Origin of the sequence: Cellulomonas soli (assembly GCF_013409305.1) — a bacterium.
GTDB lineage: Bacteria > Actinomycetota > Actinomycetes > Actinomycetales > Cellulomonadaceae > Cellulomonas > Cellulomonas soli.
On record NZ_JACBZJ010000001.1, the window covers coordinates 3,920,855 to 3,946,372 of the forward strand.

A 25,518-nucleotide genomic window follows, 5' to 3' on the forward strand; every position below is an offset into this window, starting at 1 on the left:
GGGACGGCGCTCACAGGTACTGGCCGGTGCTCCGCACGGTCTCGATGGTGCGCGAGGCCTCCACGCCCTTCTTGCCCTGGACGATCGTGCGGATGAACACGATGCGCTCACCCTTCTTGCCCGAGATGCGCGCCCAGTCGTCGGGGTTGGTGGTGTTCGGCAGGTCCTCGTTCTCCTTGAACTCGTCCACGCACGCCGTCATGAGGTGCTCGACGCGGATGCCGCGCTGACCGGTGGACAGCAGGTCCTTGATGGCCTGCTTCTTGGCCCGGTCGACGACGTTCTGGATCATGGCGCCCGAGTTGAAGTCCTTGAAGTAGAGGACCTCCTTGTCACCGCTGGCGTACGTGACCTCGAGGAAGCGGTTCTCCTCGCTCTCGGTGTACATGCGCTCGACGACGCGCGTGATCATCGCGTCGACCGCGTCCGTGGCCGAGCCGGAGTGCTCGGCCAGGTCGTCGGCGTGGATCGGCAGGTCGGTGGTGAGGTACTTGGCGAAGATCTCCCGCGCGCCCTCGGCGTCGGGCCGCTCGATCTTGATCTTCACGTCGAGGCGGCCCGGGCGCAGGATCGCCGGGTCGATCATGTCCTCGCGGTTCGAGGCACCGATGACGATGACGTTCTCCAAACGCTCGACGCCGTCGATCTCGGCGAGCAGCTGCGGCACGATCGTGGTCTCGACATCGCTGGAGACCCCGGTGCCGCGCGTGCGGAACAGCGACTCCATCTCGTCGAAGAACACCACGACGGGGTGGCCCTGCGAGGCCTTCTCGCGCGCCCGGGCGAAGATCAGCCGGATGTGCCGCTCGGTCTCCCCGACGTACTTGTTGAGCAGCTCAGGGCCCTTGACGTTGAGGAAGAAGCTGCGCGCATCGGCGGCGTCCTCGCCACGGGCCGCCGCGGCGGTGGCCGCCAGCGAGTGCGCCACGGCCTTCGCGATGAGCGTCTTGCCGCACCCCGGAGGGCCGTACAGCAGCACGCCCTTGGGCGGCTTGAGACCGTGCTCGCGGAACAGCTCGGGGTGCAGGAACGGCAGCTCGACGGCGTCGCGGATCTGCTCGATCTGCGGCCCCAGCCCACCGATGTCGGTGTAGTCGATGTCCGGGACCTCCTCGAGGACCAGCTCCTCGACCTCGGCCCGGGGCACGACCTCGAACACGAACCCGCTGCGGGAGTCCACGGTGAGCGCGTCACCGATCCGCACGCCCGCGTCGGACACCTGCCCGGCGAAGCGCACGACACGCTCCTCGTCGCCGCGGCCCACGACCAGCGCACGCCCGTCGCCGAGCAGCTCCTTGACGGTGACGAGCTCGCCGACCTTCTCGTAGCCGCCGGCCTCGACGACCGTGAGCGCCTCGTTGAGCATGACCTCCTGACCGGGGCGCAGGGCGCCCAGGTCCAGGGACGGGCTGGCGCCGACGTGCATCTTGCGGCCGGCCGAGATGATGTCGACGCTGCCGTCCGGACGCGCACCCAGGAACACCGCGTACGTCCCCGGCGGCTTGGCCAGGTCGTCGACCTGGCGCTTGAGCTCGACGATCTGGTCGCGCGCGGCCACCAGGGCCTCGGTCAGCCGCTCGTTCTTGGCGGCGAGCACCATCAGCTCTCGGTGCAGGTCCCGGTACGGGTCCCGTCCAGCAGGCTCGGTCATCGCGAGGCCTCCGTTCCGCGTCTGGTCCGTCCACGGGTGCACGGCGCTGTGCGGTGGTCGTGCTCCGCTCGCTGCGCGTGCGGTTCGATGACCCTAACCACCTCTGTCAATCCTGCGACGCGGACACGACGAGCGCACCGGGGACGTCTCGCCCAGCGGACGGACGGGATCGGCGACCCGGATCGGTGACGACCTCAGACCTGCGGCCGGGGCTGACCGACGTCCCGCCGGGCGCGTCGCAGCTTCTTGTCGGAGACCAGCCGCTCCCCCATCGCCTCGGGCGTCCACAGCTCGGCGTCGGACTCGCCGCCCGTGCCGGGAGCGCCCTCCTCGGTGACCGGGTACGCACCCTTGGCCGGGCGGCGCCTGCGCTGCGGGGCCTCGACCCCGTCGGCCAGTCGGCGCGTGGTCAGCAGGAACCCGGTGTGGCCGATCATCCGGTGCTGCGGACGCACCGCGAGACCCTCCAGGTGCCAGCCGCGGACCATCGACTCCCACGCCTCGGGCTCGGTGTAGCGGCCGTCGGTGCGGATGTCCTCGGCGAGCCGCGACAGCTGCGTCGTCGTGGCGACGTAGGCGAGCAGCACGCCGCCGGGCGCGAGCGCGTCGGCGACCGCGGCGAGGTTCTCCCACGGCGCGAGCATGTCGAGCACCACGCGGTCCACCGACCCGGGCTCGGCGACCGTCGGCAGCACGTCGGACAGGTCGCCCAGGGACAGCTCCCAGGCCGGGTGCGGACCGCCGAAGAAGCCCTCGACGTTGCCCCGGGCGATCGCCGCGAAGTCCTCGCGCCGCTCGATCGAGTGCAGCGAGCCGTTGTCACCGACCGCCCGCAGCAGCGACAGGGTCAGTGCACCGGACCCGACACCCGCCTCGACGACCCGGGCGCCCGGGTAGATGTCACCCATCGTGACGATCTGGCCGGCGTCCTTGGGGTAGACGACCGCCGCGCCGCGCGGCATCGACAGCACGTGGTCGGCGAGCAGCGGGCGCAGCGCCAGGTACTCGATGCCCGAGGTGTTGCGCACGACGACACCCTCGGGGCCGCCGATCAGCTCGTCGTGCCGCAGGAAGCCGCGGTGCGTGTGGAACTCGCCGCCGACCTGCAGCGTGACGGTGTGCAGCCGACCGCGCGGATCCGTCAGCTGGACACGGTCCCCCTCACGGAAGGGTCCGCGCCGCTGCGGTGCGCCGGTGGGGGTCGGGGGCTGCTCGTGGGTCACGGGCCACGAGTCTAGGAGCGGATCGCCGCCACGACGTCCGTGACGCGGACGAGGGCCTGCACGCGACCGTCGAGCACGGCCACGACGACGGGTGACATCCCGCCGGCACGCGCCAGGTCGTCGAGCAGCGCACGGCCGGTGCGCGCACCGTCGACGACCGCTCCGTAGGGCAGCGGGACGGCCACGGCGGTCACCGGCGTCGTCCCTGCGACCTCGGCGGGGACGGCTGCGAGCGCGGCGAGGTCGACGTACGCGGCGGGTCTGCCGTCGGGCGAGACCACGACGAGCTCGTGCACGCCCGCGGCCGCCGCGGCGGCGCGCGCCTGGGCCACCGTGCCGGCGTGCGGCACGGCGACAGCCGGGGTGCCGACCGCGGCGACCGTCAGACCCGCGACGGCCCGCTGGGAGCGGCCTCCCTTGACGGCGGCCGTGGCTCCCGACCACAGGAATGCGCCGATGAGCGCCGACCAGACGACGCCGAACAGCTCGGGAGAGCGGCCCTGCAGCAGCGGGAGGAGCAGAGCCCAGGCCAGCACCCCCACGGCGACGACGCGACCGGCCCATCCGGCGACGATGGTGCCGCGGTGCCGATCCTTGCTGATCGCCCAGACCAGGGCCTCGAGCACGCGGCCGCCGTCGAGCGGGAGCCCGGGGATGAGGTTGAAGCCCGCGACGAACGCGTTCGCGAACGCGGCCGCGTAGAGGATCAGCGCGCTCAGGGAGGCGGGGGCCACCACCTGGGCGAGCGCCCAGGCGAGCGCCGCGAGGACGAGGTTGGCCAGCGGCCCGGCGATGCCGACGAGCGCGCTGGTCAGCGGGGTCGAGGCGGCGCCGTCGAAGGACGTGTGGCCGCCCCACAGCGTCAGCACGAACTCGCGCGGCTGCTGCCCGCGCGAGCGGGCGACAAGGCCGTGGGCGAGCTCGTGGACCAGCACGGAGGCGAACAGCAGCACCACGAAGACCAGCGCCACGAGGTACGTGAACCCGCCCAGCTGGGGGAAGCGCGCCCGCACGGTGGGCGCGAACATCACCGTGAGCACCACGGCCGCCAGCAGCCAGCTCGGTGCCAGGACGACCGGGGCACCTGCGACCCGTCCGATGGTCCATCCGGACGATCGGACCGGGGTTCGGGAGGGCTGACGGGGCGTCGGGGGCACCGCCCCAGCGTAGGCGGCGCTCAGGACGGGACGCCCGGTCGCTGCGGGGACGTGCCGTGGGGAGGTGCTGCGGGCGTGGCTGCGGGCTGTGCTGTGGGTGGGGCGACCTAGGCTCCTGGGGTGACCACCGATCTGGACGACATCCCGGACGACGGCGTCCTCGAGCCCGTAGGGGCCACCGGCGGTGCACCGGCCGGGCGCGCGCCGGGCGAGGAGGCACCCGCGGACGAGGTGCGACGCTCCGTCCCCGGCCTGTCGCCCTCGCGCGCGAACGACTTCCTGCAGTGCCCGCTCATGTTCCGGTTCCGCGTGGTCGACAGGCTTCCCGAGCCGCCCAGCCCGGCGGCCGCGCGCGGCACGCTCGTGCACGCCGTCCTGGAGGACCTCTTCGACCTGCCCGCGGGCAGCCGCACGCTCGAGGCCGCGACGGCTGCGCTCCCCGCACGCTGGGCGGGACTGCTCGCCGACCAGCCCCGGTACGGCGAGCTGTTCGCGGCACCCGAGGAGGAGCAGACCTGGCTCGCCTCGGCCGCGGCGCTGCTGGCGACGTACTTCACGCTCGAGGACCCGAACCGCCTCGAGCCGCACGAGCGCGAGGTCTCCGTGCGCCTCGACCTGGAGGACGGCCCGCAGCTGCGCGGGATCGTCGACCGGCTGGACGTGGCACCCAACGGCTGGGTCCGGGTCGTCGACTACAAGACGGGCAAGTCGCCGCGCGCCGGCTACGAGAGCTCGGCTCTGTTCCAGATGCGCTTCTACGCCTACGTCCTGTGGCGCACCCGCGGGGTCCTGCCGCGGCTGCTGCAGCTGGAGTACCTGGGTGACGGCGTGATCCTCAAGCACGAGCCGACCGAGCCGGAGATGCTCACCCTCGAGGCGCGGGTGCGCTCGATCTGGGCGGGTATCGAGGAGGCGGCGCGTGCCGGCGACTGGCGACCGCGCACGTCCAAGCTGTGCGACTGGTGCTCGTTCAAGGAGCTGTGCCCGGCTTTCGGCGGCACGCCGCCGCAGGTGCCCGACGGTGCCGTCGAGCGTGCCATCGGGGTGTCACCCACCCCGGTCGGCTGAAGGTCGTCGGGCTCAGCCGGCGGGTCGCAGGTCGAGGACCTCGCCGGCGGCGACGCGAGCGATCTCGGCGAGCCCGAGGTCGGCGAGCGACGTCACGCGGCTGACGTCGGTGCGCGCCGCGACCGGCACCATGACCTCGATCGCCACGACCTGCGCACCCGAGGCGACCGCGGAGGCGATCCCGGACGGTGAGTCCTCGACCACGACGCAGTCACGCACGTCGACGCCGAGCAGGGCGGCCGCCGTCAGGTACGGCTCGGGGTCGGGCTTCTGGCGCTCGACGTCGTCCCCGGCGACCACGGCGTCGAACAGGCCCACGGCCCGCGCGAACGGCTCGGCCAGCACCCGGAACGAGGACGTCACCAGCGCCAGCGGCACGCCCGCCGCACGCAGCCGGAGCAGCAGCTCGTGCGCACCGGGCTGCCACGGGATGCCCACCGCGACGCCTCGACCGACGCGGTGGTTGAGGAAGTCGCCGATCTCCTCGACCGACAGGTCGACCCCTGCCGCACGCAGCGTGGCCGTGCTGAACGACATCGGGGTGCCGACGAGCGCCAGCCCGTCCTCGTGCGTCCAGACCCCGCCGTGCGCCTCGACCAGCTCGATCTCGGCCGCGATCCAGAACGGCTCGGTGTCGATCAGCGTGCCGTCCATGTCCCACAGGACGGCAGCGGGGAGAGCTGACGCCCGAGGTGCGGTCTGAGCTGCGGACACACCGTGCGGACCGAGGGTCACGTCGAGCTCCCGTCATCGTCGTGCACCGATCGGCGCACGAGGGGAGGCTAGCTGCCCGAGGTGCACGGGCTGGCATTCATGCACGCACCCCACCGCGACCGCCCGGTACCTTCCTCGCGTGCCCGGCCCCGTCGAGCGCCGAACCCTCCACCCTCGGGCAAGCGGGCCGACCGAGACCGACTGCCATCTGCGGGGCAACGACCCGGACGGAGAACATGACCGACTCACGTGGCCTCGAGACCCGCCACCACAGGCCCGGCCTGCTCGCCCTCTCCCCCACCACGAAGCAGCTCCTGGGAGCCGTCGAGCACGCCGGCGGGCACCCCTACCTGGTCGGCGGGTGCGTCCGCGACGCCATCCTCACGCCGGGCACCCGCCCGAAGGACGTCGACATCGAGGTGTACGGGCTGGAACCGGACCGCCTGGTGCACGAGCTGCGCCGGTTCGGGTACGTCGACGAGGTCGGCGCCCGGTTCACGGTGCTGAAGCTGCGTACCGGCGGTGAGGACCTCGACATCGCGCTCCCGCGGCGCACGGTCAGGACCGAGCAGGGCCACGAGGTCGTCGCCGACCCGTACGCGCCGCTCGTCGAGGCCTCGGGGCGCCGGGACTTCACCGTCAACGCGCTCATGCTCGACCCGGTGACCGACGAGGTCGTCGACTGCTGGGACGGGCTCGGCGACCTCCGGTCCGGGGTGCTGCGGCACACCACCTCGTCGTTCGCCGAGGACCCGCTGCGCGTGCTGCGCGGCGCCCAGCTCGCCGCACGGTTCGACCTCACCATGGCTCCTGAGACCGTCGAGCTGAGCCGGTCCCTGACGGACGAGCACGCCACCATCGCCCGGGAGCGGATCTGGGGCGAGTGGCACAAGACCGTGACGCGAGGCGTCCGCCCGTCCAGGGCCCTGAGGGTGCTCGCCCAGACCGGGTGGGAGGGGCACTACCCGCAGCTGGCCGTGCTGCACGGCGTTCGTCAGGACCCGGGCTGGCACCCCGAGGGCGACGTGCACACCCACATCGGCCTCGCGGCGGACAAGGCGTGCGAGGTCGCCGACCGCGAGCGGCTGACCGGCGACGACCGTGCGGTGGTGGTGCTGGCGTCGATGCTGCACGACGTCGGCAAGCACACCCACACCCGCATCAGGGTTCGGCAGGACGGGCAGGAGCACATCTCCTCGGCGGGGCACGCCGGCGCCGGGGTGGAGCCCGCGAGGGCGTTCCTGCGGTCGATCGGCGCACCACGGCACCTGCGCGACCGGGTGCTGCCCCTGATCCGGGAGCACATGGCCGCCACGGGCAACGACGACCCGTCCCCCGCGGCCGTGCGGCGCCTGGCCCGGAGGCTGCAGCCGGCCACGATGCAGGAGTGGGCGATGGTCGTGGAGTCGGACAAGGGCGGTCGCGGGGTCGGCTCGGTCCCGGGCGGCACCGAGCGCTGGATGGAGCTGGCGCGCAGGCTGGGGACCGAGCGCGCACCGGTCCGCGGCCTGCTGCGCGGTGCGCACCTGATCGCCGCCGGGATGGAGCCCGGGCCCGAGTTCGCCCCGATCCTGCGGGAGGCGCAGGCCGCTCAGGACGACGGGGAGATCACCGACGAGGCAGGCGCGGTCGCCTGGCTCGCGGGCAGGATCGCCTCCGGCACGGTACCCGGGGGGCGTGCAGCGGTCGGTCGTCCGTGAGCGGGCCCAGGTCCTCGTCGTCGGACGGCGTGCGTCGGCCGGGCCGCTAGCCTCTGCGCTGTGATGATGCGACGTGCCTGCTCCGGCCCCTCCACCCGCACCTGCGACCGCCGCAGCGACCTGCGCGGTCGCGCCGGCCAGGGGGCACGGCGATGAGCGGCGGCGAGCACTTCGGGTACCTGCTCGTCCACTTCGTCGAGGACCAGGACGCGCACACCGAGAAGATCTACCTCTCGCTCTCCGAGGGCGACGACCCGCTGCGCTGGCGGCGCCTCAACGGCGGCGAGGCGGTCCTGGAGTGGACCGGCGGCACGGGCGGGGTGCGCGACCCGCACATCGTGCGCGGCCCGGACGGGTTCCATGTCGTGGCCACCGACCTGCGGGTGTGGCGGCCCGAGGGGCCGGACTGGTGGGCGTTCAGCCACCGGGGCAGCCGCGACCTGGTGGTGTGGGACTCCCCCGACCTGTTGACCTGGTCCGCCCCGCGCGCGGTCACCGTCGCACCGCCGGACGCCGGGATGGCCTGGGCGCCGGAGTCGGTGTACGACCCGTTCTCGGGCGACTACCTCGTGCACTGGTCCTCGTCGCTGTCGGGCTCGCCGGACCCGGAGCGCCGGGGTGAGGGTCCCGGTCGCATCCTGGTCTCGCGGACCCGCGACTTCCGCACGTTCACGCCGCCGGAGACGTACCTGGAACGCCCGGGCGGGGTCATCGACATGACGATCCTCGTCACCGCCGACGGCGTGCACCGGTTCGCGAAGCAGGACGACGACACCCCGGACTCGTGGCACGTGTTCCACCAGAAGGGGGCCGGGTTCTTCGATCCCGACTTCCGCACGCTGGCCCGGCACGTCGGCCAGGACATCGCGCCCCGCGTCGAGGCCCCGCTGGTCTTCAAGGCCAACGACGCCGCGCGCTGGTACCTGTGGGTCGACCAGTACGCCCGTCAGCCGCAGGGGTACCAGGCGCTGACGACCACGGACCTCGACTCGGGGTCCTGGGCGCAGGTGCCGCCCGAGGACTTCCACCTGCCGGCGAGCACCAAGCACGGCGCGGTCCTGCCCCTGCTGCGGCGCGAGCACGAGGCCCTCGACTCCCGCTGGTAGGCGGATCCACCCGGCCGACGCGGCCGGACCCCTCGGGCCATCGGGGCACGGACGCCGCTGCGGGAGGATGCGGCCCTCGACGGGCACCGGCACAGTGGTGCCCGTCGAGGGGAGCCGCTCGTGCCGATCCAGGACGATGCCGTGCAGGGCGCTGCCGGCGCGGAGGCCGCACCGTCACCCGCAGGCCCGCCGGACCTCGTCACGGTCATCCGGTCGAGGCGGTACCTGGGCGCGCTGGCGCTCGCCGCCGTCATCGGGGCCCCGATCTCGGCGTTGGCCTACGGCTTCCTCGCGCTGGTCGCCACCCTCCAGGGCTTCCTCTTCGGGGACCTGCCGGCCACCTTGTTCGCCGACGGCACGCCTGCCTGGTGGCCCGTGCCCTGGCTCGTGCTCTGCGGGCTGCTGACCGGGGCGACGGTGCGGTTCCTGCCCGGCAACGGCGGGCACTCCCCCGCGCTCGGCCTGCGGATGGGAGGCGCACCGCCCGTCGACCGTGAGCTGCCCGGGATCGCACTGGCCGCGCTGACCTCCTTGGCGCTCGGATCCGTGCTCGGCCCTGAGGCGCCCCTCATCGCGATCGGTGGCGGGCTCGCCGCGCTCACGGTGCGGCTGCTCCGCCGCGACGCGCCACCAGCGGCCCTGACGATGATGGCGGCGGCGGGCAGCTTCGCGGCGATCAGCACGCTGCTCGGATCGCCCGTGCTGGGCGCGTTCCTCATCATGGAGGCCGCCGGCATCGCCGGTGCCGCGCTGACCCTGGTCGCCCTGCCGGGCCTGCTGGCCTCGGGCGTCGGCGCGCTCGTCTTCGTGGGCCTCAACAGCTGGACCGGCTTCGGGAGCTTCTCGCTCGCCCTCACCTCGGTGCCGCCCGCCGGCCCGCCGACCCTGGCCACCTTGCTGTGGGCACCCGTGGTGGGGGCTGCAGGCGCGCTGCTCGGCTGGGTGATCCGGTGGGTCGGTCTCTCGCTGCGCCCCCTCGTGCACCGCAGCCGCGTGCTGGTGACCACGTCCCTGGGTCTGCTCATCGGGCTCACGGCCACCGGCTACCAGGTGGCCACGGGGCGCGACTTCACGCAGGTCCTGTTCTCCGGCCAGGACGCGCTGCCCGAGCTCGTCGCGCACGCGAGCGCCTACCCGGTGGGCGTCCTGGTCCTCCTCGCCGTCGCCAAGGTGCTCGCCTACGGTCTCTCGCTCGCGGCGTTCCGTGGCGGACCGGTCTTCCCCGCGATGTTCGTCGGCGCCGTCGTCGGCATCGCCCTGAGCGGACTGCCGGGGATGGCCCTGGCACCCGCGATCGGGATGGGCATCGGCGCCACGTGCACGGCGATGCTGCGGCTCCCGCTGACCGCGACGCTCCTGGCCACCGTCCTCATGGGGTCCGACGGCGTGCAGGTGACCCCGCAGGTCGTGGTCGCCGTGGTGGTGGCGTTCGTCGCAACCCACCTGCTGCCGTCACCGGGGCCGCGTTCGCCGGTCGCCCCGGAGCGCGCACCGTCGTGACGTCGGCGACGCGGCCCGTGCCTCAGGCACCCGGCTGCGCGCCGCCCTGCCGTCCGATCTCGTCGACCCGTCGGGCCACGCCGCGCCGGGCGGCGGTCAGCAGCAGCCTGATCACGGCCCCCAGCACGACGAGGTCGAGCAGCATCTGGACGCTCACCAGCGTCCGCATGCTCTGCGAGCGTGCGACGAGGTCACCGAACCCCACGGTCGCGAAGACGGTCACGGTGAAGTAGAGCGCCGCGGTGGCGTCCAGCGGCTCGTTGAAGGCCGACGGGTCGCGCAGGGACGTCTCCAGGTAGATCCGGGCGAAGATCAGCAGGAACAGCGGGATGATCACGGCCAACGCCTCGACGGCCCGCAGCACCGGGTGCTTCGCCCGGACCACGGCGGGCACCTGGATGCCCACGACGACCGCGAAGACCGCGAGCTCGACGACCAGCCACGGCACGTCGGCGCGGCGCTCCGAGGCGCTCGTCGGGATCAGGAAGTACGCGGCGAGGAGCAGCGACACCGACATCGCGACCCGCAGCATCATCAGCGTCCCGAGCCGCCACGCCTCACGCCGGGACACCGGAAGCGAGGCGTCGGGCACCGGGGTCTCGGACAGCGGGTCCATGTCTCCGCAGCCTTCCGCCTCCCCCGGTGCCGCGCCACACGGGGCATCCGGATCGGCCACGACTGCCCGCGTGCCCATGCCGCTGGCACCCTCCCCCCGACGCGCCCGCACCCCGCCATCGCTCACCGACCCGGGCGGCGACCTAGGCTGGGTGGATGACCACGGACCCCGCGAGCGCTGCACCTGCCGCCGAGACCGTGCTCCTCGCCGCGTTCGAGGGCTGGAACGATGCCGGCGGCGCGGCGACCGCCGCGCTCGAGCACCTGCACGAGGTGTGGGGCGCCGAGCAGGTCGACGAGCTCGACCCGGAGGAGTACCACGACTTCCAGGTGAACCGCCCCGTGGTCGGCACCGGGCCCGACGGTCAGCGCGAGATCACGTGGCCGACGACCGTCGTCGCGGTGGCGACCTCGCCCCGCACGGGCCGACGCGTCGTCATCGTGCACGGCATCGAGCCGTCCATGCGCTGGCGCCGGTACTGCTCGGAGCTGCTGGACATCGCGGCCGGCCTGGGGGTGCGCACGGTCGTGACGATCGGGGCACTGCTGGCCGACGTGCCGCACACGCGGCCGATCCCGGTCAACGCGACGAGCGACGACGCCGACGTGCGCGCCGACCTCGACCTCGAGCCGAACAGCTACGAGGGCCCGACGGGCATCGTCGGGGTCCTGCAGCACGAGGCGATGGCCCGTGGTCTGCGCTCGCTGTCGCTGTGGGCGGCCGTCCCGCACTACGTGGCGCACCCGCCGTCGCCCAAGGCGACCCTGGCGATCCTCAACCGGCTCGAGGAGCACCTGGGCGAGCCCGTCGCGCTCGGCGAGCTGCCCGACGACTCCCTGGCCTGGCAGCACGGCGTGGACGAGCTGGCGGCGGAGGACACCGAGATCGGCGAGTACGTGCGCCAGCTCGAGGAGGCCAAGGACACCGCCGAGCTGCCCGAGGCCAGCGGTGAGGCGATCGCGCAGGAGTTCGAGCGCTACCTGCGCAGGCGCGACCGCGGCACCGGCGGCTGATCCGCGCAGCGCCCCTGCGTGGCCGTCAGAGCCGGATGCCCAGCAGCGCGTCCACGGTGCGTGCGACGACTCCCGGCGCCCCTTCCGCCCACTCCTGCACCTGAGGAGCGGCCGCACCCGAGCGGGTGCGCTCGGCCCAGTCGTCGACCGCGGCGAGTGCACGAGGGGTGTCCAGGTCGTCTCCGAGCGCCTCGCGCACGGCGGCGAGCGTCGGCGCCGCGTCGAGGCCGCCGTTGCCGGACATCGCCGCTCGCCACGCACCCAGCCGCTCCTGGGCCTGCAGGAGGCCCGCGTCGGTCCACTCCCAGTCGTCGCGGTACCGGTGCGCCAGCACCGCCAGCCGGATCGCCATCGGGTCGACCCCCTGGGCGCGCAGGCGGGAGACCAGCACGAGGTTGCCGAGCGACTTGCTCATCTTGCTGCCCTGGTACGCGACCATGCCGGTGTGCACGTGCGTGGCCGCGCCCCGTCCCGCGTCGAGCAGCCGGGCATGCGACGTGCTCATCTCGTGGTGCGGGAACACCAGGTCCGACCCGCCGCCCTGGACGTCGAACGGCAGGCCCAGGCCGTCACGCGCGATGACGGCGCACTCGATGTGCCAGCCCGGTCGACCGCGCCCGAGCGTCGCGCCGTCCCAGGCAGGTTCGCCGGCGCGCTCACGACGCCACAGCAACGGGTCGAGCGGGGACCGCTTGCCCTCGCGGTCCGGGTCGCCGCCGCGCTCACGAGCCAGCGCGACCATCGACGCGGCGTCGAGCCCCGCGACCGCGCCGAACGAGGGGTCGGCAGCCAGGTCCGCGTACACGTCACCGAGACCGCCGTCGAGCGCGTCGGGCGTCGGGACGCGGTACGCCGCACCGGCGGCCACCAGGCGCTCGACCGCGTCGACGACGGCCGGGACCGACTCGACGGCTCCCACGTACACGTCAGGGGGCACCACACCGAGCGCCGTCATGTCCTGGGCGAACAGCGCGGTCTGCTCGACCGCGAGCGCCCGCCAGTCGACCCCGGTCGCGGCCGCGCGCTCGAGGAGCGGGTCGTCGACGTCGGTGACGTTCGACGCGTACCGGACCGTGCGGCCGGCGTCCTTCCAGGCGCGCACGAGCACGTCGAAGTGCACGTACGTCGCCGCGTGGCCCATGTGCGTCGCGTCGTACGGGGTGATGCCGCAGACGTACAGGCTCGCGGTCTGCCCGGGCGCGGCCTCGACGAGCCGACCGGAGGAGGTGTCGCGCACGCGGACGGGACCGCCACGGCCGGGGAGCTGAGGGATCTGCGGGGCCGGCCAGGTGAGCACGGCGGAAGCCTAACCGCTCGTCGTCCCGCGGTCGGGGGGTGTCCGGGTCGACAATGCCCAGGTGGAACGGGTGACGGTGCTGGGGCACGACGGATGGTCCGACGAGGCCGACGCCGCGGGCGCGCGATCGACCGAGCAGGGCGGGGGCCGCCGTCCCGCCGGGCGACGCTCCGCGCACGACGCCCGGTGGATCGCCCTGGACGACGGGGCGGACATGGTCGAGGCGGCACGCCGGCTCGACCTCGACGCGTCCGCGGTCGCCCTCCTCGAGCACCACGGTCCGGGCACGCCGTGGCTCGGCAGCCGCCACCCGGCGCGCGCCCGCGTCGAGCGCGCAGCGACCGGCGAGCTGCTGGTCGTCGTACCGACGCTCGCCTACGTCGAGCACTCCCGCGACGTGCTGACCGGCTCGTTGGCGTGCCTGGTGTGCGAGGACGTGACCCTGACGGTGGAGACCGGGCCGGGACGCGTCACCGAGCTCGCGGCCGAGAGGTTGACGCAGGGGCCGCCGATCGCGGACGAGGGCGCACGTCAGGTGCTCGCGGCCCTGGTGCTCGCTCTCGTGGCACGCGCCACGGACGTCGAGGTCTCGCTCGGCGAGGCGGTCGCCGAGACCGAACGTGCCGTGTTCAGCACCGTGCAGCCCGACGACCCGCTGCAGCTGATCTACGGCCTCAAGCGGGAGATCGCCGAGGCCCGCCGGTCGTTGGGCCCGGTCACGTCGGTCGTGCCCGACCTGGTCGCCGACGCGGAGGACGCCCGGGGCAGGCGGACGGTGCACCCGTGGCTGGCGCGCGTGCAGGTCGCGGTCGACCGGGTGGACCGCCACCTCGACACCCACGACTCGCTGCTTGCCGACATGCTCGAGGTGCATCTGGCCCAGGTCTCCGTGCGGCAGAACGAGGACATGCGCAAGATCTCCGCGTGGGCGGCGATGATCGCGGTGCCCACGCTCGTCGCCGGCGTCTACGGCATGAACTTCCGGTTCATGCCCGAGCTCGGCTGGTCCATCGGCTACCCGCTGGCCGTGCTCGGCATGGGTGCCGCGTGCCTGGTGCTGTACCGCCTGTTCAAGCGGTCCGGCTGGCTCTGAGCCAGGCCCCGCTCAGGACGCCGGGACGGCGGACGTCGCCTCGAGCGTGCCCGTGAGCAGCAGCACCACGACGAGCGCCGCGAGCCCGAGCCGGTACCAGACGAACGGCCGGTAGCTGTACGTCGAGACGATCTTGAGGAACGCGATGATCACGACGTACCCGACGAGGAACGCGACGACCGTCGCCAGGAGGGTGACCCCCAGGCCGGGGGTTCCTGCGGTGCCGAAGTCGCCGAAGCTCGACGCGAGCTGGAAGAGCCCCGAACCGAACACCGCCGGGATCGCCAGCAGGAACGAGTACCGGGCCGCGGCCTCGCGCGTGTAGCCCATGAGCAGGCCACCGGTGATGGTGCCGCCCGAACGGGAGACGCCGGGGATCAGCGCGAGCGCCTGCCACAGCCCGAACTTCACGGCGTCGCGCGGTGCGAGCTGGGCGAGGGTCTTGCGCTGCGCGGCACGCTTGTCGGCCCACCCGAGCAGCAGGCCGAAGGCCGTCAGCGTCAGGACGATCAGCCACAGGTTGCGGAACGGCGCCTCGATCGCGTCCTTGAACAGCAGACCGAGGAAGACGATCGGCACGCTGCCCAGCGCGATGAACCAGGCCATGAGCGCCTCGTGGTCGGCGACCCGCCCGACGGGCATGCCCAGACGCGAGCGCAGGTCGGTTCCGAGGTCTCCGCGGACCGCCCGCCACCACGAGGTGCAGATCGAGGCGATGTCGCGACGGAAGTAGAGGAGCACGGCGCTCTCGGTGCCGAGCTGGGTGATCGCGGTGAACGCCGCGCCCGGGTCGGCCGAGCCGATGAGCTCCCCGACGATGCGCAGGTGCGCGCTGGAGGAGACGGGCAGGAACTCCGTCAGTCCCTGCACCAGTCCGAGGACGATCGCTTCACCTGCACCCATGCCCGAGGTCACGAGCGGCAACGATAGCCGCCAGCCCGGCCCGACCTGCACCGGTTCGCGAAGCAGCGCCCATCCGCGCTGCGCTCGTGCGCGCAGGACCGGGCACTACTGTTGCGGACCATGGAGCTCAGGCACGTGGGACGCAGCGGACTGCGGGTGTCCCGCCTCGGCCTCGGCACGATGACCTGGAGCCGTGACACCGATCCGCACGAGGCCTCCGAGCTGTTGCGCGACTTCGTGGACGCAGGCGGCACGCTCCTGGACACCTCGGCCTCGTACGCCGACGGCGGCGCCGAGGAGCTGGTCGGTGCGCTCCTGGGAGACGTCGTCCCTCGCGAGGACGTCGTCCTGTGCACCAAGGCGGGTGTGCGGCGCACCGAGGCCGGCGGGGTCGTCGACGCCTCGCGGGGCAACCTGCTGAGCACGCTCGACGCCTCGCTGCGACGGCTGGGCACCGATCACGTGGACGTCTGGCTCGTGCAGTCGCCGGATCCGCGCACGCCGTTGGAGGAGACCGTGCACGCCCTCCGGCTGGCCGTGAGCACCGGGCGTGCGCGCTACGTCGGGCTCTCGAACCACCCCGGCTGGCAGGTGGCCCGCGCAGCGACGCTCCTGGACCACGAGGTGGGCCTGGGTGCGGTGCAGGCGGAGTACTCGCTGCTGCAGCGCGGGATCGAGCGTGAGGTCGCCCCGGCCGCGACCGCGCTCGGTGCGGGCCTGCTCGCCTGGTCGCCGCTGGGCCGCGGGGTGCTCACCGGCAAGTACCGCCGGACGATCCCGGCGGACTCCCGCGCGGCCTCCCCGCACCTGGCCGGGTTCGTCCAGCCGTACCTGACGCGCGGCTCGGCCGCGGTCGTCGAGGCCGTCGTCACGGCTGCCGAGGGGCTCGAGCGCTCGCCGCTGGAGGTGGCACTCGCCTGGGTGCGCGATCGGCCCGGCATCAGCTCGTCGATCGTCGGCGCGCGGACGGCGGCCCAGCTGCGCGGTTCGCTGGCCGCCGAGGACCTCGTGCTGCCGGTCGAGATCCGCCGGGCGCTCGACGAGGTGAGCGCCCCGGCGCTCGGCTATCCCGAGCGCTTCTGAACGCCTCTGGGCCCGACGGCCGGCTCGCGCCCTCCGGTGGCGTCAGCGGCTGGTGAGCCCGGTCGGCTCGTCCGCGAGGTCCCCGTCGTCGTAGTCGTCGTCGAGCTCGTCCTCGCCCTCGGCCACCCAGTCCTCGCCCTCGTCCTCGGCGTCCTCGTCATCCCTGTCCTCGTCGTCGTCCTCCTCGGCGAGGTAGAACGGCGTGGCCTCACCGTGCACGGTGCCGAGCGCGTCGTCGTACACCTCGAACGCGTCGGCGAGCACGTCGTAGGCGTCGTCGACCGCGGGGTCGTCCTCGCCGTGCCGGGCGGCCACGGCGTTGTAGTGCGCCTCGAGGGCGGCGATCAGGCGGTCCAGCGCGGCACGCGGGTCGACGGTCATGCGACGACCGTAGCGCCGCGCGGGGCACAATGGCACAGCGATACCGCCCCGGTCGGGCGGGATGTGACGGGCGGTACACCGCGACGTGGACGGGGTGAGCGATGGCGGACGGGGCGAAGCGGACGAACCGCAGCGACTGGCGTGAGCAGGGCGGCCAGTACGAGTACCGGGTGCTCACCATCGGGCGCTCGACCAGTCGCAACGACGCGCGGCGGATGCTCACCGAGGAGGCCGAGTACGGCCGCTGGGAGCTGGCGCGCACGCGGCTGTACGCGGGCGGCGAGCGCAAGGTGTGGCTGCGGCGGCGGATCATCCGGGTGCGCAGCACCCTGTCCGACGCCCTGGGCTGACCCCCGGCGCCTGCTGACAGGCGCCCGTCAGCAGGCGCCTGTCAGCAGGTGCTGATCAGTAGGTGCTGAGCAGCCGGTCCAGCACCCGCGTCCCGAATGCCAGGGCGTCGACGGGCACCCGCTCGTCCACGCCGTGGAACATGCCGGCGAAGTCCAGGTCGGCGGGCAGCCGCAGCGGCGCGAAGCCGTAGCCGACGATCCCCAGCTGCGACAGCGACTTGTTGTCCGTGCCGCCCGAGAGCGTGTAGGGCAGCACGGCCGCGCCCGGGTCCTCCGCGACGAGCGAGTCGACCATGGCGTCCACCAGGGAGCCGGTGAAAGGCACCTCGAGCGCGGTGTCCCGGTGGATGTGCTCGACGCGCACGTGCGGGCCCACGAGCTCGGCGACCGTCGCGTCGAACTGCGCCTCCTGGCCGGGCAGGAACCGGCCGTCGATCGCGGCCTGCGCCTGACCGGGGATGACGTTCGCCTTGTACCCGGCCGTCAGCTGCGTGGGGTTCGTGGTGTTGCGCAGCGTCGCGCCGACGAACCGGGAGGCCGGGCCGAGCGCGGCGACGAGCCGGTCGACGCCGGCGGGGTCCTCGGGGTCGAACGGCAGCCCGGTCAGGGCTGAGACACCCTCGAGCAGCGCACGCACGGTCGGGGTCAGGTGCAGCGGCCAGGCGTACCGGCCGAGCCGCGCCACGGCCTCCGCGAGGTGCGTCACGGCGTTGTCGTCGTTGACCTGGCTGCCGTGCCCGGCCCGCCCGTCGGCGAGCAGCCGCAGCCACGCCAGGCCCTTCTCGGCTGTCTGCACCAGGTACGCCCGCCGCCCGCCGACCTCGACGGAGAAGCCGCCGACCTCGCTGATGGCCTCCGTCGCCCCCTCGAACAGCTCGGGTCGGTGGTCGACGACCCAGTGGGCGCCGTAGGTGCCACCGGCCTCCTCGTCGGCGAACATCGCGACGACCACGTCGCGCGCCGGACGGCGACCCTCACGGGCCATCTGCCGCACGACCGCGAGGATCATCGCGTCCATGTCCTTCATGTCGACCGCGCCGCGACCCCACAGCAGGCCGTCGGTGACCTCGGCGGCGAACGGGTCGACGGTCCAGTCCTCGGCGCGGGCCGGGACGACGTCGAGGTGCCCGTGCAGCACGAGCGCGGGCTTGGACGGGTCGGCACCGGCGAGCCGGGTGACCAGGTTGGTGCGACCCGGTGCGCTCTCGAAGACCTCGACGTCCAGGCCGACCTCGGTGAGCAGCCCGGCGACGTGCTCGGTGGCCGCCCGCTCCCCCGGCCCGGTGTTGTCGCCGTAGTTCGAGGTGTCGAACCGGATCAGGTCGCGGCACAGGCCGAGGACCTCGTCCTCGGCGGTCACGGCGGTGGGCACGGCGGAGGGCACGGCAGAAGGCACGGCGGCAACGGGCTCGGAGGGCATGACCTCCACCGTACCCGCAGGTCATCGCCGAGCCACGGGACGCCCGTGACGGACCACGGGGCGAGACACGTGCGGCCCGACGCGTGCCCTGGGCACCACGTCGGGCCGCACGGGCACGTGGGTCAGCCTGCCTGCGACCCGGTCAGACCGCGGCGCACGAGCAGCGGGTCGATCCGCGGGTCGCGTCCACGCAGGTCGCGGAACGCGTCCATCGGGTCGAGCGAGCCGCCGCGCGAGAGCAGCTTCGCGCGGAACGCGTCGCCGTTCGCGCGCAGCAGACCGCCGTTCTCCTCGAACCACGTGACCGTGTCGGCGTCGAGCACCTCGGACCAGATGTAGGAGTAGTAGCCGGCCGAGTACCCGCCACCGAAGACATGGTTGAAGTAGGTCGTGCGGTACCGGGGCGGCACGGGGGCGAACGCGACCCCTGCCCGCTCGAGCGCGGCGGCCTCGAACGCCAGCACGTCCTCGACGTCGGTGGGCACGTCCTGCGGCGCGAGCCGGTACCAGGCCTGGTCGAGCAGGGCGGCCGCCAGGTACTCCGTCGTCGCGAAGCCCTCGCCGTCCTGGCGTGCGGCCAGCAGCGTGTCGACCCACTGCGCGGGCATGGGTTCGCCCGTGCGGTGGTGCACGGCGTACGAGCGCAGGATCGTCGGGTCCCAGGCCCACATCTCGTTGACCTGCGAGGGGAACTCGACGAAGTCGCGCGGCACCTCGGTGCCCGACTGCGAGGGGTAGCGCACGTCGGAGAACAGGCCGTGCAGCGCGTGCCCGAACTCGTGGAACATCGTGATGACCTCGTCCCACGCCAGCAGCGTGGGCTCCCCCGCCGGCGGCTTGGGGATGTTGAGGTTGTTGACGACGACCGGCCGCTCGTCGAGCAGCGACGACTGGTCGACGAGGTTGTTCATCCACGCCCCGCCGCGCTTGGACTCCCGGGTCCAGTAGTCGCCGAGGAACAGGCCGAGGGCGCTGCCGTCGGCGTCGAAGACCTCGAAGACCCGCACGTCGGGGTGGTAGCCGACCAGGTCCTCACGCTCGACGAACGTCAGCCCGTACAGCAGGCCCGCGGCGCGGAACACGCCCTCGGTGAGCACCCGGTCGAGCTCGAGGTAGGGCCGCAGGAGCGCGTCGTCGAGCGAGCGGCGCTCCTTGCGGACCTGCTCGGCGTAGAAGGCCCAGTCCCAGGCCTCGAGCGTCGCACCCGGGTGGTCCTTCTCGAGGGCCTGTGTCAGGTCCACCGCCTCCTGACGGGCGTTCTCGACCGCGACGGGCGCCAGGCGCCCGAGGATCGCCTCGACGGCCTCCGCCGTCCGGGCGGTGGCGTCCGCAGCGACGTAGGCGGCGTGGTGCTCGTAGCCGAGCAGGATCGCGCGTTCGGCGCGCAGCCGGACGAGCTCGAGGATCGTCGCGCGGGTGTCGTGCTCGTCGCCGGTCGCACCTCGACCGGCCGAGGCCCGCAGCACCCGCTCGCGCAGGCCGCGGTCGCGCAGTTGGACCAGCGGGCCCTGCTGCGTCGGAAGCTGCAGCTCGATGAGCCACGCCCCGGCGTGACCCCGGTCGGCCGCGGCCTGGGCGGCGGCGGCCCGGGCGTCGTCCGGCAGCCCGTCGAGCTCGGCCGGGTCGGTCACGAGCACGGCGGCGGCGTTCGCCCCGGCGAGCAGCTTGCGGCCGAACGCGGCCTCCAGGCTGGTGATCTGGCCGTTGAGCTCGCGCAGCCGGTCCTGCGCCGCGCCGTCCAGGCCGACACCGGCGCGCACGAACGCCGTGTGCTGGCGGTGCAGCAGCCAGGCGGTGTCGGCGGGCAGCTCCAGCTCGCCCGCCGCGACCTGCTGCTGCAGGGACTCCAGCCGGGCGAAGAGCCGCGCGTCGAGGTGGATCGCGTCGTCGTGCGCGGCCAGCAGCGGCGCGACCTGCTCCTCGATGTCCTCCAGGCCGGGCGTCGCATCCGAGCTGGACTGGTTGAAGAACGCGGTGGCCGCCCGGTGCAGCAGGCGCCCGGAGCGCTCGAGCGCCTCCAACGTGTTCTCCACGGTGGCCGGGGACGGGTCGCTCGCCACGGCCTCGACCTGCGCGCGCTGCTCGGCCATCCCGGCCAGCAGCGCCGGCAGGTAGTGCTCCTCACGGATCGCGGTGAAGTCCGGCAGGCCGTACGGCAGCGTCGAGGGCTGCGCGAACGGGTTGGTCGGGTCGAGGGGTACGGGTGCGCCGGCGGCGATGGACGTCATGGCTCCATCATCGCCGAGCGCCCCTCGTGCGTGGCGAGCCACGCGTCCTCGGCCGCGTAGTCGAGGAACGGACCCATGGCCGCCTCCATCCGGGCGAAGCCGCCGAACGCCTCGCGCCAGTCCTCGACGCGGGACGCGACCGCCAGGAGGTCGTCGATCGCCGCGCCGACGCTCGCGCGGTAGCCGGGCAGGTCGGTGCACCCGAGCTCGTCCGCGGCGCGGGTGCCGTCGAGCACGACCGGCCCCGGCACGGACCACGGGGTCGCACCGACCGGACCGACGGGCGGCCCCGCGAACGTCACGGTGCGCGGGGCGTGGCCCAGGTGGGCCCCGACCGCGTCGGCGATCTCGGCCACGGTGAGTGCCTGCGGGTCGGCGGCGTTCAGGACACGGCGTCCCGGCCGTGCCGCGGCACGACGGACCAGCTCGCCGATCACCGCTGTCGACGTGGTCTGGAACCGGCTCGTGCCGTCGTAGGACAGGACCCGCACGCGCCGTCCGTCGAGCGCCTGCTTCACGAAGAGCCACTCGCGGGGCTGGACGCAGCCGGGGCCGTGCACCGCGCCGGGCCGCAGCACCGTCGCCGGGACGTCGGCGGCCGCGAGCCAGGCCTGCTCGAGCGCGACCTTGCCGGCGGCGTAGCCACCCCGGCCGGGCGCGACGGTCGGCTGGTCCTCGCCGATCGGGTCGGGGTACGTGCCGAACCGCTCGGTCTCGAAGCCGTCGCCGACCGCGTCGACGTACACCGCGGCGCTGGAGACCACCACCGCCGAGCCGACCAGGTCGCGATGCGCGAGCACGCCCTCGGCGTCACGGTCGTCGAAGGCCACCACGTCGACGAGCACGTCGACGCCGCCGCGCAGCGCCCGGGCGAGGGCGTCGGGCTCGCGGCGGTCGCCGACGACCGGTTCGGCGCCCCAGGAGCGCACGAGGGACCCGTGCCGCTCGCTGTCCCGGGTCAGGACCCGCACATCCCACCCGTCGGCCACGAGAGCGGCGACCGCCGCCCGACCGATCTGCCCGCTGCCACCGATGACCAGTGCTGTCGCCATGGGCCGACGGTAGGGGCACGACCGGCGGGCGGCACCGGGTTCTGCCGTGGGCAGACCTGCCGGTCAGCTCAGGCTGGCACCGGCCGTCGCGCCGAGCTCGGCCACGGTGTGCGCGGCGTAGCCGTGCGCGTGCGCCACGGGTGCGTTGAACAGGGCACCGGCGTGCGTGGTCAGGCCGCCGGCCAGGGCGGGGTCGGCCAGCACGGCCTGCTTCCACCCCTGGTCCGCCAACGCCGACAGGTACGGCAGCGTCGCGTTGGTCAGGGCGCGCGTGGACGTCACGGGCACGGCGCCGGGCATGTTGGCGACGCAGTAGAAGACGGACTCGTGGACCTTGAAGGTCGGGGCGTCGTGCGTCGTGGCGCGGGTGGACTCGAAGCAGCCACCCTGGTCGACGGCCACGTCCACGAGCACCGAGCCCGGGCGCATGGTGGCCACCAGGTCGTCGGTGACCAGGCGAGGGGCGCGCGCACCGGGCACCAGCACGGCGCCGATGACGAGGTCGGCGTCGAGCAGCTCGCGCTCGAGCACCCATGCGCTCGAGGCGAGCGTGCGCACCCGGCCACCGAAGGCCGCGTCGATCTCGCGCAGCCGCGGCACGGACAGGTCGAGGACGGTGACGTCAGCGCGCATGCCCACGGCGATCTCGGTGGCGTGCCTGCCCACGACACCACCGCCGAGCACGAGGACCTTGGCCGGTGCGGTGCCGGGCACGCCGCCGAGCAGCACGCCCTCGCCGCCCTCGTTGGTCATGAGGTGGTAGGCACCGACCTGCGGGGCGAGCCGGCCGGCGACCTCGCTCATCGGGGCGAGCAGGGGCAGCGAGCCGTCGGCGAGCTGCACCGTCTCGTAGGCGATCGAGGTGGTGCCGGCGGACAGCAGGGCGTCCGTGCCGGGCTTGTCGGCCGCGAGGTGCAGGTAGGTGAACAGCAGGAGGTCCTCGCGCAGGTGCCGGTACTCGGAGGCGATCGGCTCCTTGACCTTGCACACGAGGTCGGCCTCGCCCCAGACCCGGTCGACGTCGGCGACCAGGTCGGCCCCCGCGGCGGCGTACTGGTCGTCGGGGATGCCTGCGCCGACGCCGGCGCCGGACTGCACGACGACCTGGTGGCCCGCGCGGACGAGCTGCTGGACGCCCGCAGGCGTCACGGCGACGCGGTATTCGCGGTTCTTGACCTCACGGGGGACGGCGATCCTCATGGGGGGTGCTCCGGGGGTGCGGGCCGCCGCAGCGGCTGTGGTCTACGTCACGTCCCAGTGTGAACTTCGTGTGTTGCGAGTGGATGACGACTGATGTTCCTTCGGTATCGTCGGTCCATGTCGCCACAATCTTCGAAAGGCCCAGGTCCGGGCGCGGGCCCGCGACGAACCTCCTTCGCCGACGCCACCGCGGCGAACCCGGTCGCTCCGACCAGACCCCTGGTGCTCGACGCGATCGACCGTCAGATCCTCAGCGAGCTGGAGCGCGACGGGCGGATCTCCAACAAGGACCTCGCGGCCGCGGCCGGCATCGCCCCCTCGACGTGCCACGCCCGGGTGCGTGCGCTGCTCGACGCCGGGGTGCTGAGGGGCTTCCACGCCGTCATCGACCCCGAGGCGGTCGGACGCGGGCTGCAGGCCATCATCGCCGTGCGCCTGCAGGCGGCCGCCCGCGCCCGCCTGGCCGAGTTCGCACGCCGGATCGCCGACCGGCCCGAGGTGCGTGACGTCTACATGCTCGGGGGCTCGGAGGACGTGCTCGTGCACGTGGCCGTCCGTGACGCCCCGGCCCTGCGCGCGTTCGTCGTCGAGCACCTGAGCACCCGGCCCGAGGTCGCCCACACCCAGACGAGCATCGTCTTCGAGCACCTGCACGCACCGACGACCGCCTCGCGGTGAACCACGGCGCCGCACAGGTCCCGGGGACGACGAAGGCCCCGTACCCGGCAGGGCACGGGGCCTGAGCGTTCGCCAGGCGACGAGGTCAGACGACCAGGTCAGGAGGCCGGGTCGGTGGTCATCCGGACCTGGAGCGTGACGGTCGTGCCGGCGTCGACGGTGCCCGTCTCGGGGTCCTGCGAGACGACGACCCACGTGGTCGGGTCGTCGATCGCACGGCCCTGGCCGGAGACGTCGACGGCCTCGACGGTCAGACCGGACGCCTCGAGCGTCTCCTGCGCGGTGACGAGCAGCAGGTTGGTCTGCGAGGTGACCTCGACCTGGCCGTCGGGGACGGACTCGGTCGTTGCGGTGGTCGCGGCCGGGGTCGTCTCCTCGGCGGAGTCGGACCCGGAGTCCGAGCACCCTGCGAGGAGCGCGGCGGCGAACGCCACGATCACACCGGAACGGACGATGGACTGCTTCATGATTGCCCTCCTGGGCGGGTCGAGCGTGGATCCCGCCCTCCCATGGGTGCACGGGAGGGCAGCGGAAATCGCGCGCACCCGGTCGGGGTGGGCACGACGACGAGACCGACCATCGGTCGGCTCGGGGCCCCCTGCCCCTCCACCGTACGTGGCGGGCAGGCGTCGGTCCGACCCAATTTCGGACCACGGCACAAATGGTCATGAGTCGAAGATCACAGACACGACGTCCTGCCTGGTCGCGGGGGACGTGGGTCCCGCATGCGCTGAGGGGACCCAGGAGTCTCCCAGAAGCCGCCGTTACGCTCGCCCAGCAGCGTGGCACCGGAGCCACCCCCGCCCGACGAGGAGACCATCATCCGCCGACCGATCGTGCTCGTGCACGGCACGCGCACCTCGTCCGCGATCTGGCAGCGCCAGGTCGACGCGCTCACGCGCTCCGGGCACCCGACCGTCGCGCTCGACCTGCCGGGGCACGGCGCCCGTGCGGACGAGCGCTTCACGTGGGACGGCGCGATGACCGCGATCGACGACGCGGTGGCCTCGTGCGCGACGCCTCCCCTGCTGGTCGGTCTCTCGCTCGGCGGTTACGCCGCCCTGGGCTACGCCGGGGAGCACCAGAGCAAGCTCGCCGGTGTCGTGCTCGCCGGGTGCTCGACCGAGCTGCGCGGCAAGCCGTTGGGCGCCTACCGGCACGCCTCGCACCACGTGACCCGCTGGCTGCACCTCGGCGGTGGCACGTGGCACGTCGTCACCGACATGCTCGCGGCCCTGGCCGGGTACTCCCCCTTGGCTGACCTGCGACGGCTGCAGCTGCCGGTGTGGATCGTCAACGGCTCGCGCGACCCGCTGCGGATGGACGAGCGCCGCTACCGCGGGGTGCTGCCCGACCTGCGGCTGCACGTCGTGCGCGGTGCGGGGCACGACGTGAACAGCCACGCGCCGGTGGCCTTCAACCGGGTGCTGCTCGACGCGATGCACCACCTGCGCCGCGGCGAGGCCGGCCTGCTCGTCTGACCGTCCGCCTCAACCCCCGCCGACTGCGGTCCCCGCGACGTCCCGCGGAGGCAGGGCAGGCGTCAGCCGTCGAGCGACGGATCGTGCGCCGCACCGTGCAGGGCCGATGGTTCGACGGAGGACGCCAGGCCGTCGGCAGGCTCCTCGTCACCCGGACCGCGTGCGAGCACGTGCGCCTGCAACCCGTCCGGCAGAGGCGCGACACCCGGCCCGCCGGCGACGAGCCAGCGTTCGAGGACCTCGGTCGCCTCGTCCCCGGCGAGCCGTTCGAACCACACCGGTGCGGCGCCGGCCTCACGCCCCGGACGCGCGGGGCGCGCGACCACCACGTCGCCGCGCTCGCACTCGTCGAGGCAGTCGACGAACGTCAGGCGGGCGACGCCGGCTCGTCCGAGGCACTCCAGACGCTCGCGCTGCCCCCCGGGGAGGGTGTCGGCGTCACCGAGGGTCTCCCCTGAGCACAGCGCGCACGCGGTCAGCCCTGGTCGGGCGGTCATCGGGTCCGTCACGCGACAAGGATACCCCCGGGGGGTAACGCGCCGGTCCCGTGACCCGAGGAGCACGACGGGCCCACCCCGCACCCGGTGGGGTGGGGACGGGCCCG

The 25,518-nt window shown here is 73.7% G+C and carries 24 protein-coding genes; 10 read left to right on the plus strand and 14 right to left on the minus strand.

Annotated elements, in window-relative coordinates:
• Positions 1–10: 10 nt before the first annotated feature.
• The 3 genes from arc to BKA22_RS17890 form a co-directional block, all read right to left on the minus strand.
• On the minus strand, positions 11–1,651 hold the full coding sequence (gene arc, locus BKA22_RS17880; RefSeq protein WP_146954364.1) for a proteasome ATPase: 1,641 nt from the start codon (positions 1,649–1,651) through the stop codon (positions 11–13).
• Positions 1,652–1,845: 194 nt separating this feature from the next.
• The gene (locus tag BKA22_RS17885) at positions 1,846–2,874 is read right to left on the minus strand and encodes a tRNA (adenine-N1)-methyltransferase (protein ID WP_146954363.1); all 1,029 of its coding nucleotides are present in this window, start codon (positions 2,872–2,874) and stop codon (positions 1,846–1,848) included.
• 11 nt (positions 2,875–2,885) lie between these two features.
• A complete protein-coding gene (locus BKA22_RS17890) occupies positions 2,886–4,031 on the minus strand; it encodes a site-2 protease family protein (RefSeq protein ID WP_146954362.1) in 1,146 nt (381 codons plus the stop codon).
• A gap of 120 nt (positions 4,032–4,151) precedes the next feature.
• Here BKA22_RS17890 and BKA22_RS17895 point away from each other — a divergent pair, with 120 nt between their 5' ends.
• Positions 4,152–5,099, plus strand: a complete 948-nt coding sequence (locus tag BKA22_RS17895; protein WP_146954361.1) for a RecB family exonuclease — start codon at positions 4,152–4,154, stop codon at positions 5,097–5,099.
• Between the two features lie 12 nt (positions 5,100–5,111).
• On the opposite strand, the gene BKA22_RS17900 is transcribed toward BKA22_RS17895, so the two are convergent.
• Positions 5,112–5,834, minus strand: a complete 723-nt coding sequence (locus BKA22_RS17900) for an HAD family hydrolase (protein ID WP_308463403.1) — start codon at positions 5,832–5,834, stop codon at positions 5,112–5,114.
• A 215-nt stretch (positions 5,835–6,049) separates the two neighbouring features.
• Here BKA22_RS17900 and BKA22_RS17905 point away from each other — a divergent pair, with 215 nt between their 5' ends.
• The 3 genes from BKA22_RS17905 (at position 6,050) to BKA22_RS17915 (ending at position 10,119) form a co-directional block, all read left to right on the plus strand.
• Positions 6,050–7,513, plus strand: coding sequence for a CCA tRNA nucleotidyltransferase (locus tag BKA22_RS17905; protein WP_146954360.1), 1,464 nt, complete (start codon positions 6,050–6,052; stop codon positions 7,511–7,513).
• Between the two features lie 152 nt (positions 7,514–7,665).
• Positions 7,666–8,619: a glycoside hydrolase family 43 protein gene (locus BKA22_RS17910; RefSeq protein ID WP_146954359.1), complete on the plus strand. Its 954-nt coding sequence runs from the start codon at positions 7,666–7,668 to the stop codon at positions 8,617–8,619.
• Positions 8,620–8,739: 120 nt separating this feature from the next.
• Positions 8,740–10,119, plus strand: coding sequence for a chloride channel protein (locus BKA22_RS17915; RefSeq protein WP_223203713.1), 1,380 nt, complete (start codon positions 8,740–8,742; stop codon positions 10,117–10,119).
• Positions 10,120–10,141: 22 nt separating this feature from the next.
• Here the strand turns inward: BKA22_RS17915 and BKA22_RS17920 are convergent, their stop codons facing one another.
• Positions 10,142–10,735, minus strand: a complete 594-nt coding sequence (locus BKA22_RS17920; RefSeq protein ID WP_218866725.1) for a potassium channel family protein — start codon at positions 10,733–10,735, stop codon at positions 10,142–10,144.
• A 155-nt stretch (positions 10,736–10,890) separates the two neighbouring features.
• Here BKA22_RS17920 and BKA22_RS17925 point away from each other — a divergent pair, with 155 nt between their 5' ends.
• Complete coding sequence (locus tag BKA22_RS17925; protein ID WP_146954358.1) at positions 10,891–11,748, plus strand: PAC2 family protein; 858 nt, start codon at positions 10,891–10,893, stop codon at positions 11,746–11,748.
• 25 nt (positions 11,749–11,773) lie between these two features.
• Here BKA22_RS17925 and mshC read toward each other — a convergent pair whose 3' ends face one another.
• Positions 11,774–13,045, minus strand: a complete 1,272-nt coding sequence (gene mshC / locus BKA22_RS17930) for a cysteine--1-D-myo-inosityl 2-amino-2-deoxy-alpha-D-glucopyranoside ligase (protein WP_146954357.1) — start codon at positions 13,043–13,045, stop codon at positions 11,774–11,776.
• A 61-nt stretch (positions 13,046–13,106) separates the two neighbouring features.
• Here mshC and BKA22_RS17935 point away from each other — a divergent pair, with 61 nt between their 5' ends.
• Complete coding sequence (locus BKA22_RS17935; RefSeq protein ID WP_223203712.1) at positions 13,107–14,138, plus strand: CorA family divalent cation transporter; 1,032 nt, start codon at positions 13,107–13,109, stop codon at positions 14,136–14,138.
• A gap of 12 nt (positions 14,139–14,150) precedes the next feature.
• On the opposite strand, the gene uppP is transcribed toward BKA22_RS17935, so the two are convergent.
• The gene (gene uppP / locus BKA22_RS17940) at positions 14,151–15,041 is read right to left on the minus strand and encodes an undecaprenyl-diphosphatase UppP (RefSeq protein WP_146954426.1); all 891 of its coding nucleotides are present in this window, start codon (positions 15,039–15,041) and stop codon (positions 14,151–14,153) included.
• A gap of 120 nt (positions 15,042–15,161) precedes the next feature.
• On the opposite strand from uppP, the gene BKA22_RS17945 reads away from it, so the two are divergent.
• On the plus strand, positions 15,162–16,124 hold the full coding sequence (locus BKA22_RS17945; protein WP_146954356.1) for an aldo/keto reductase: 963 nt from the start codon (positions 15,162–15,164) through the stop codon (positions 16,122–16,124).
• 42 nt (positions 16,125–16,166) lie between these two features.
• Here BKA22_RS17945 and BKA22_RS17950 read toward each other — a convergent pair whose 3' ends face one another.
• Positions 16,167–16,505, minus strand: a complete 339-nt coding sequence (locus BKA22_RS17950; RefSeq protein WP_179561851.1) for a primosomal protein — start codon at positions 16,503–16,505, stop codon at positions 16,167–16,169.
• Positions 16,506–16,606: 101 nt separating this feature from the next.
• Between BKA22_RS17950 and BKA22_RS17955 the strand changes: the two genes are divergently transcribed.
• On the plus strand, positions 16,607–16,855 hold the full coding sequence (locus tag BKA22_RS17955; RefSeq protein WP_146954355.1) for a DUF5703 family protein: 249 nt from the start codon (positions 16,607–16,609) through the stop codon (positions 16,853–16,855).
• 55 nt (positions 16,856–16,910) lie between these two features.
• Here the strand turns inward: BKA22_RS17955 and BKA22_RS17960 are convergent, their stop codons facing one another.
• The 4 genes from BKA22_RS17960 to ald form a co-directional block, all read right to left on the minus strand.
• Entirely contained in the window at positions 16,911–18,275 is a 1,365-nt protein-coding gene (locus BKA22_RS17960; RefSeq protein ID WP_146954354.1) for a M20/M25/M40 family metallo-hydrolase, read from the minus strand.
• Between the two features lie 122 nt (positions 18,276–18,397).
• A complete protein-coding gene (locus BKA22_RS17965) occupies positions 18,398–20,503 on the minus strand; it encodes a M3 family metallopeptidase (protein ID WP_146954353.1) in 2,106 nt (701 codons plus the stop codon).
• On the minus strand, positions 20,500–21,555 hold the full coding sequence (locus BKA22_RS17970; RefSeq protein ID WP_146954352.1) for an NAD-dependent epimerase/dehydratase family protein: 1,056 nt from the start codon (positions 21,553–21,555) through the stop codon (positions 20,500–20,502). Before BKA22_RS17970 ends, BKA22_RS17965 begins: the two co-directional genes overlap by 4 nt.
• A 63-nt stretch (positions 21,556–21,618) precedes the next feature.
• Complete coding sequence (ald, locus tag BKA22_RS17975) at positions 21,619–22,755, minus strand: alanine dehydrogenase (RefSeq protein WP_146954351.1); 1,137 nt, start codon at positions 22,753–22,755, stop codon at positions 21,619–21,621.
• 222 nt (positions 22,756–22,977) lie between these two features.
• On the opposite strand from ald, the gene BKA22_RS17980 reads away from it, so the two are divergent.
• On the plus strand, positions 22,978–23,433 hold the full coding sequence (locus tag BKA22_RS17980; RefSeq protein WP_307725902.1) for an Lrp/AsnC family transcriptional regulator: 456 nt from the start codon (positions 22,978–22,980) through the stop codon (positions 23,431–23,433).
• A 98-nt stretch (positions 23,434–23,531) separates the two neighbouring features.
• Here BKA22_RS17980 and BKA22_RS17985 read toward each other — a convergent pair whose 3' ends face one another.
• Positions 23,532–23,900: a PASTA domain-containing protein gene (locus BKA22_RS17985; RefSeq protein WP_146954349.1), complete on the minus strand. Its 369-nt coding sequence runs from the start codon at positions 23,898–23,900 to the stop codon at positions 23,532–23,534.
• A gap of 315 nt (positions 23,901–24,215) precedes the next feature.
• Between BKA22_RS17985 and BKA22_RS17990 the strand changes: the two genes are divergently transcribed.
• Positions 24,216–24,914 carry an alpha/beta fold hydrolase gene (locus BKA22_RS17990; RefSeq protein WP_223203711.1) on the plus strand — a complete coding sequence of 233 codons (699 nt, stop codon included), beginning with the start codon at positions 24,216–24,218 and terminating at the stop codon, positions 24,912–24,914.
• Positions 24,915–24,976: 62 nt separating this feature from the next.
• Here BKA22_RS17990 and BKA22_RS17995 read toward each other — a convergent pair whose 3' ends face one another.
• Entirely contained in the window at positions 24,977–25,423 is a 447-nt protein-coding gene (locus BKA22_RS17995; protein WP_179561852.1) for a hypothetical protein, read from the minus strand.
• Positions 25,424–25,518 lie beyond the last annotated feature (95 nt).

Excerpts from the sequence above, each read along its gene's own strand:
- BKA22_RS17985 (WP_146954349.1), bottom strand. The coding sequence starts at position 23,900 with ATGAAGCAGTCCATCGTCCGTTCCGGTGTGATCGTGGCGTTCGCCGCC.
- BKA22_RS17920 (WP_218866725.1), bottom strand. The coding sequence starts at position 10,735 with ATGGACCCGCTGTCCGAGACCCCGGTGCCCGACGCCTCGCTTCCGGTG.
- arc (WP_146954364.1), bottom strand. The coding sequence starts at position 1,651 with ATGACCGAGCCTGCTGGACGGGACCCGTACCGGGACCTGCACCGAGAG.
- BKA22_RS17970 (WP_146954352.1), bottom strand. The coding sequence starts at position 21,555 with ATGGCGACAGCACTGGTCATCGGTGGCAGCGGGCAGATCGGTCGGGCG.
- BKA22_RS17945 (WP_146954356.1), top strand. The coding sequence starts at position 15,162 with ATGGAGCTCAGGCACGTGGGACGCAGCGGACTGCGGGTGTCCCGCCTC.
- ald (WP_146954351.1), bottom strand. The coding sequence starts at position 22,755 with ATGAGGATCGCCGTCCCCCGTGAGGTCAAGAACCGCGAATACCGCGTC.
- BKA22_RS17910 (WP_146954359.1), top strand. The coding sequence starts at position 7,666 with ATGAGCGGCGGCGAGCACTTCGGGTACCTGCTCGTCCACTTCGTCGAG.
- uppP (WP_146954426.1), bottom strand. The coding sequence starts at position 15,041 with ATGGGTGCAGGTGAAGCGATCGTCCTCGGACTGGTGCAGGGACTGACG.
- BKA22_RS17950 (WP_179561851.1), bottom strand. The coding sequence starts at position 16,505 with ATGACCGTCGACCCGCGTGCCGCGCTGGACCGCCTGATCGCCGCCCTC.
- BKA22_RS17905 (WP_146954360.1), top strand. The coding sequence starts at position 6,050 with ATGACCGACTCACGTGGCCTCGAGACCCGCCACCACAGGCCCGGCCTG.
- BKA22_RS17965 (WP_146954353.1), bottom strand. The coding sequence starts at position 20,503 with ATGACGTCCATCGCCGCCGGCGCACCCGTACCCCTCGACCCGACCAAC.
- BKA22_RS17960 (WP_146954354.1), bottom strand. The coding sequence starts at position 18,275 with ATGCCCTCCGAGCCCGTTGCCGCCGTGCCTTCTGCCGTGCCCTCCGCC.
- BKA22_RS17925 (WP_146954358.1), top strand. The coding sequence starts at position 10,891 with ATGACCACGGACCCCGCGAGCGCTGCACCTGCCGCCGAGACCGTGCTC.
- BKA22_RS17955 (WP_146954355.1), top strand. The coding sequence starts at position 16,607 with ATGGCGGACGGGGCGAAGCGGACGAACCGCAGCGACTGGCGTGAGCAG.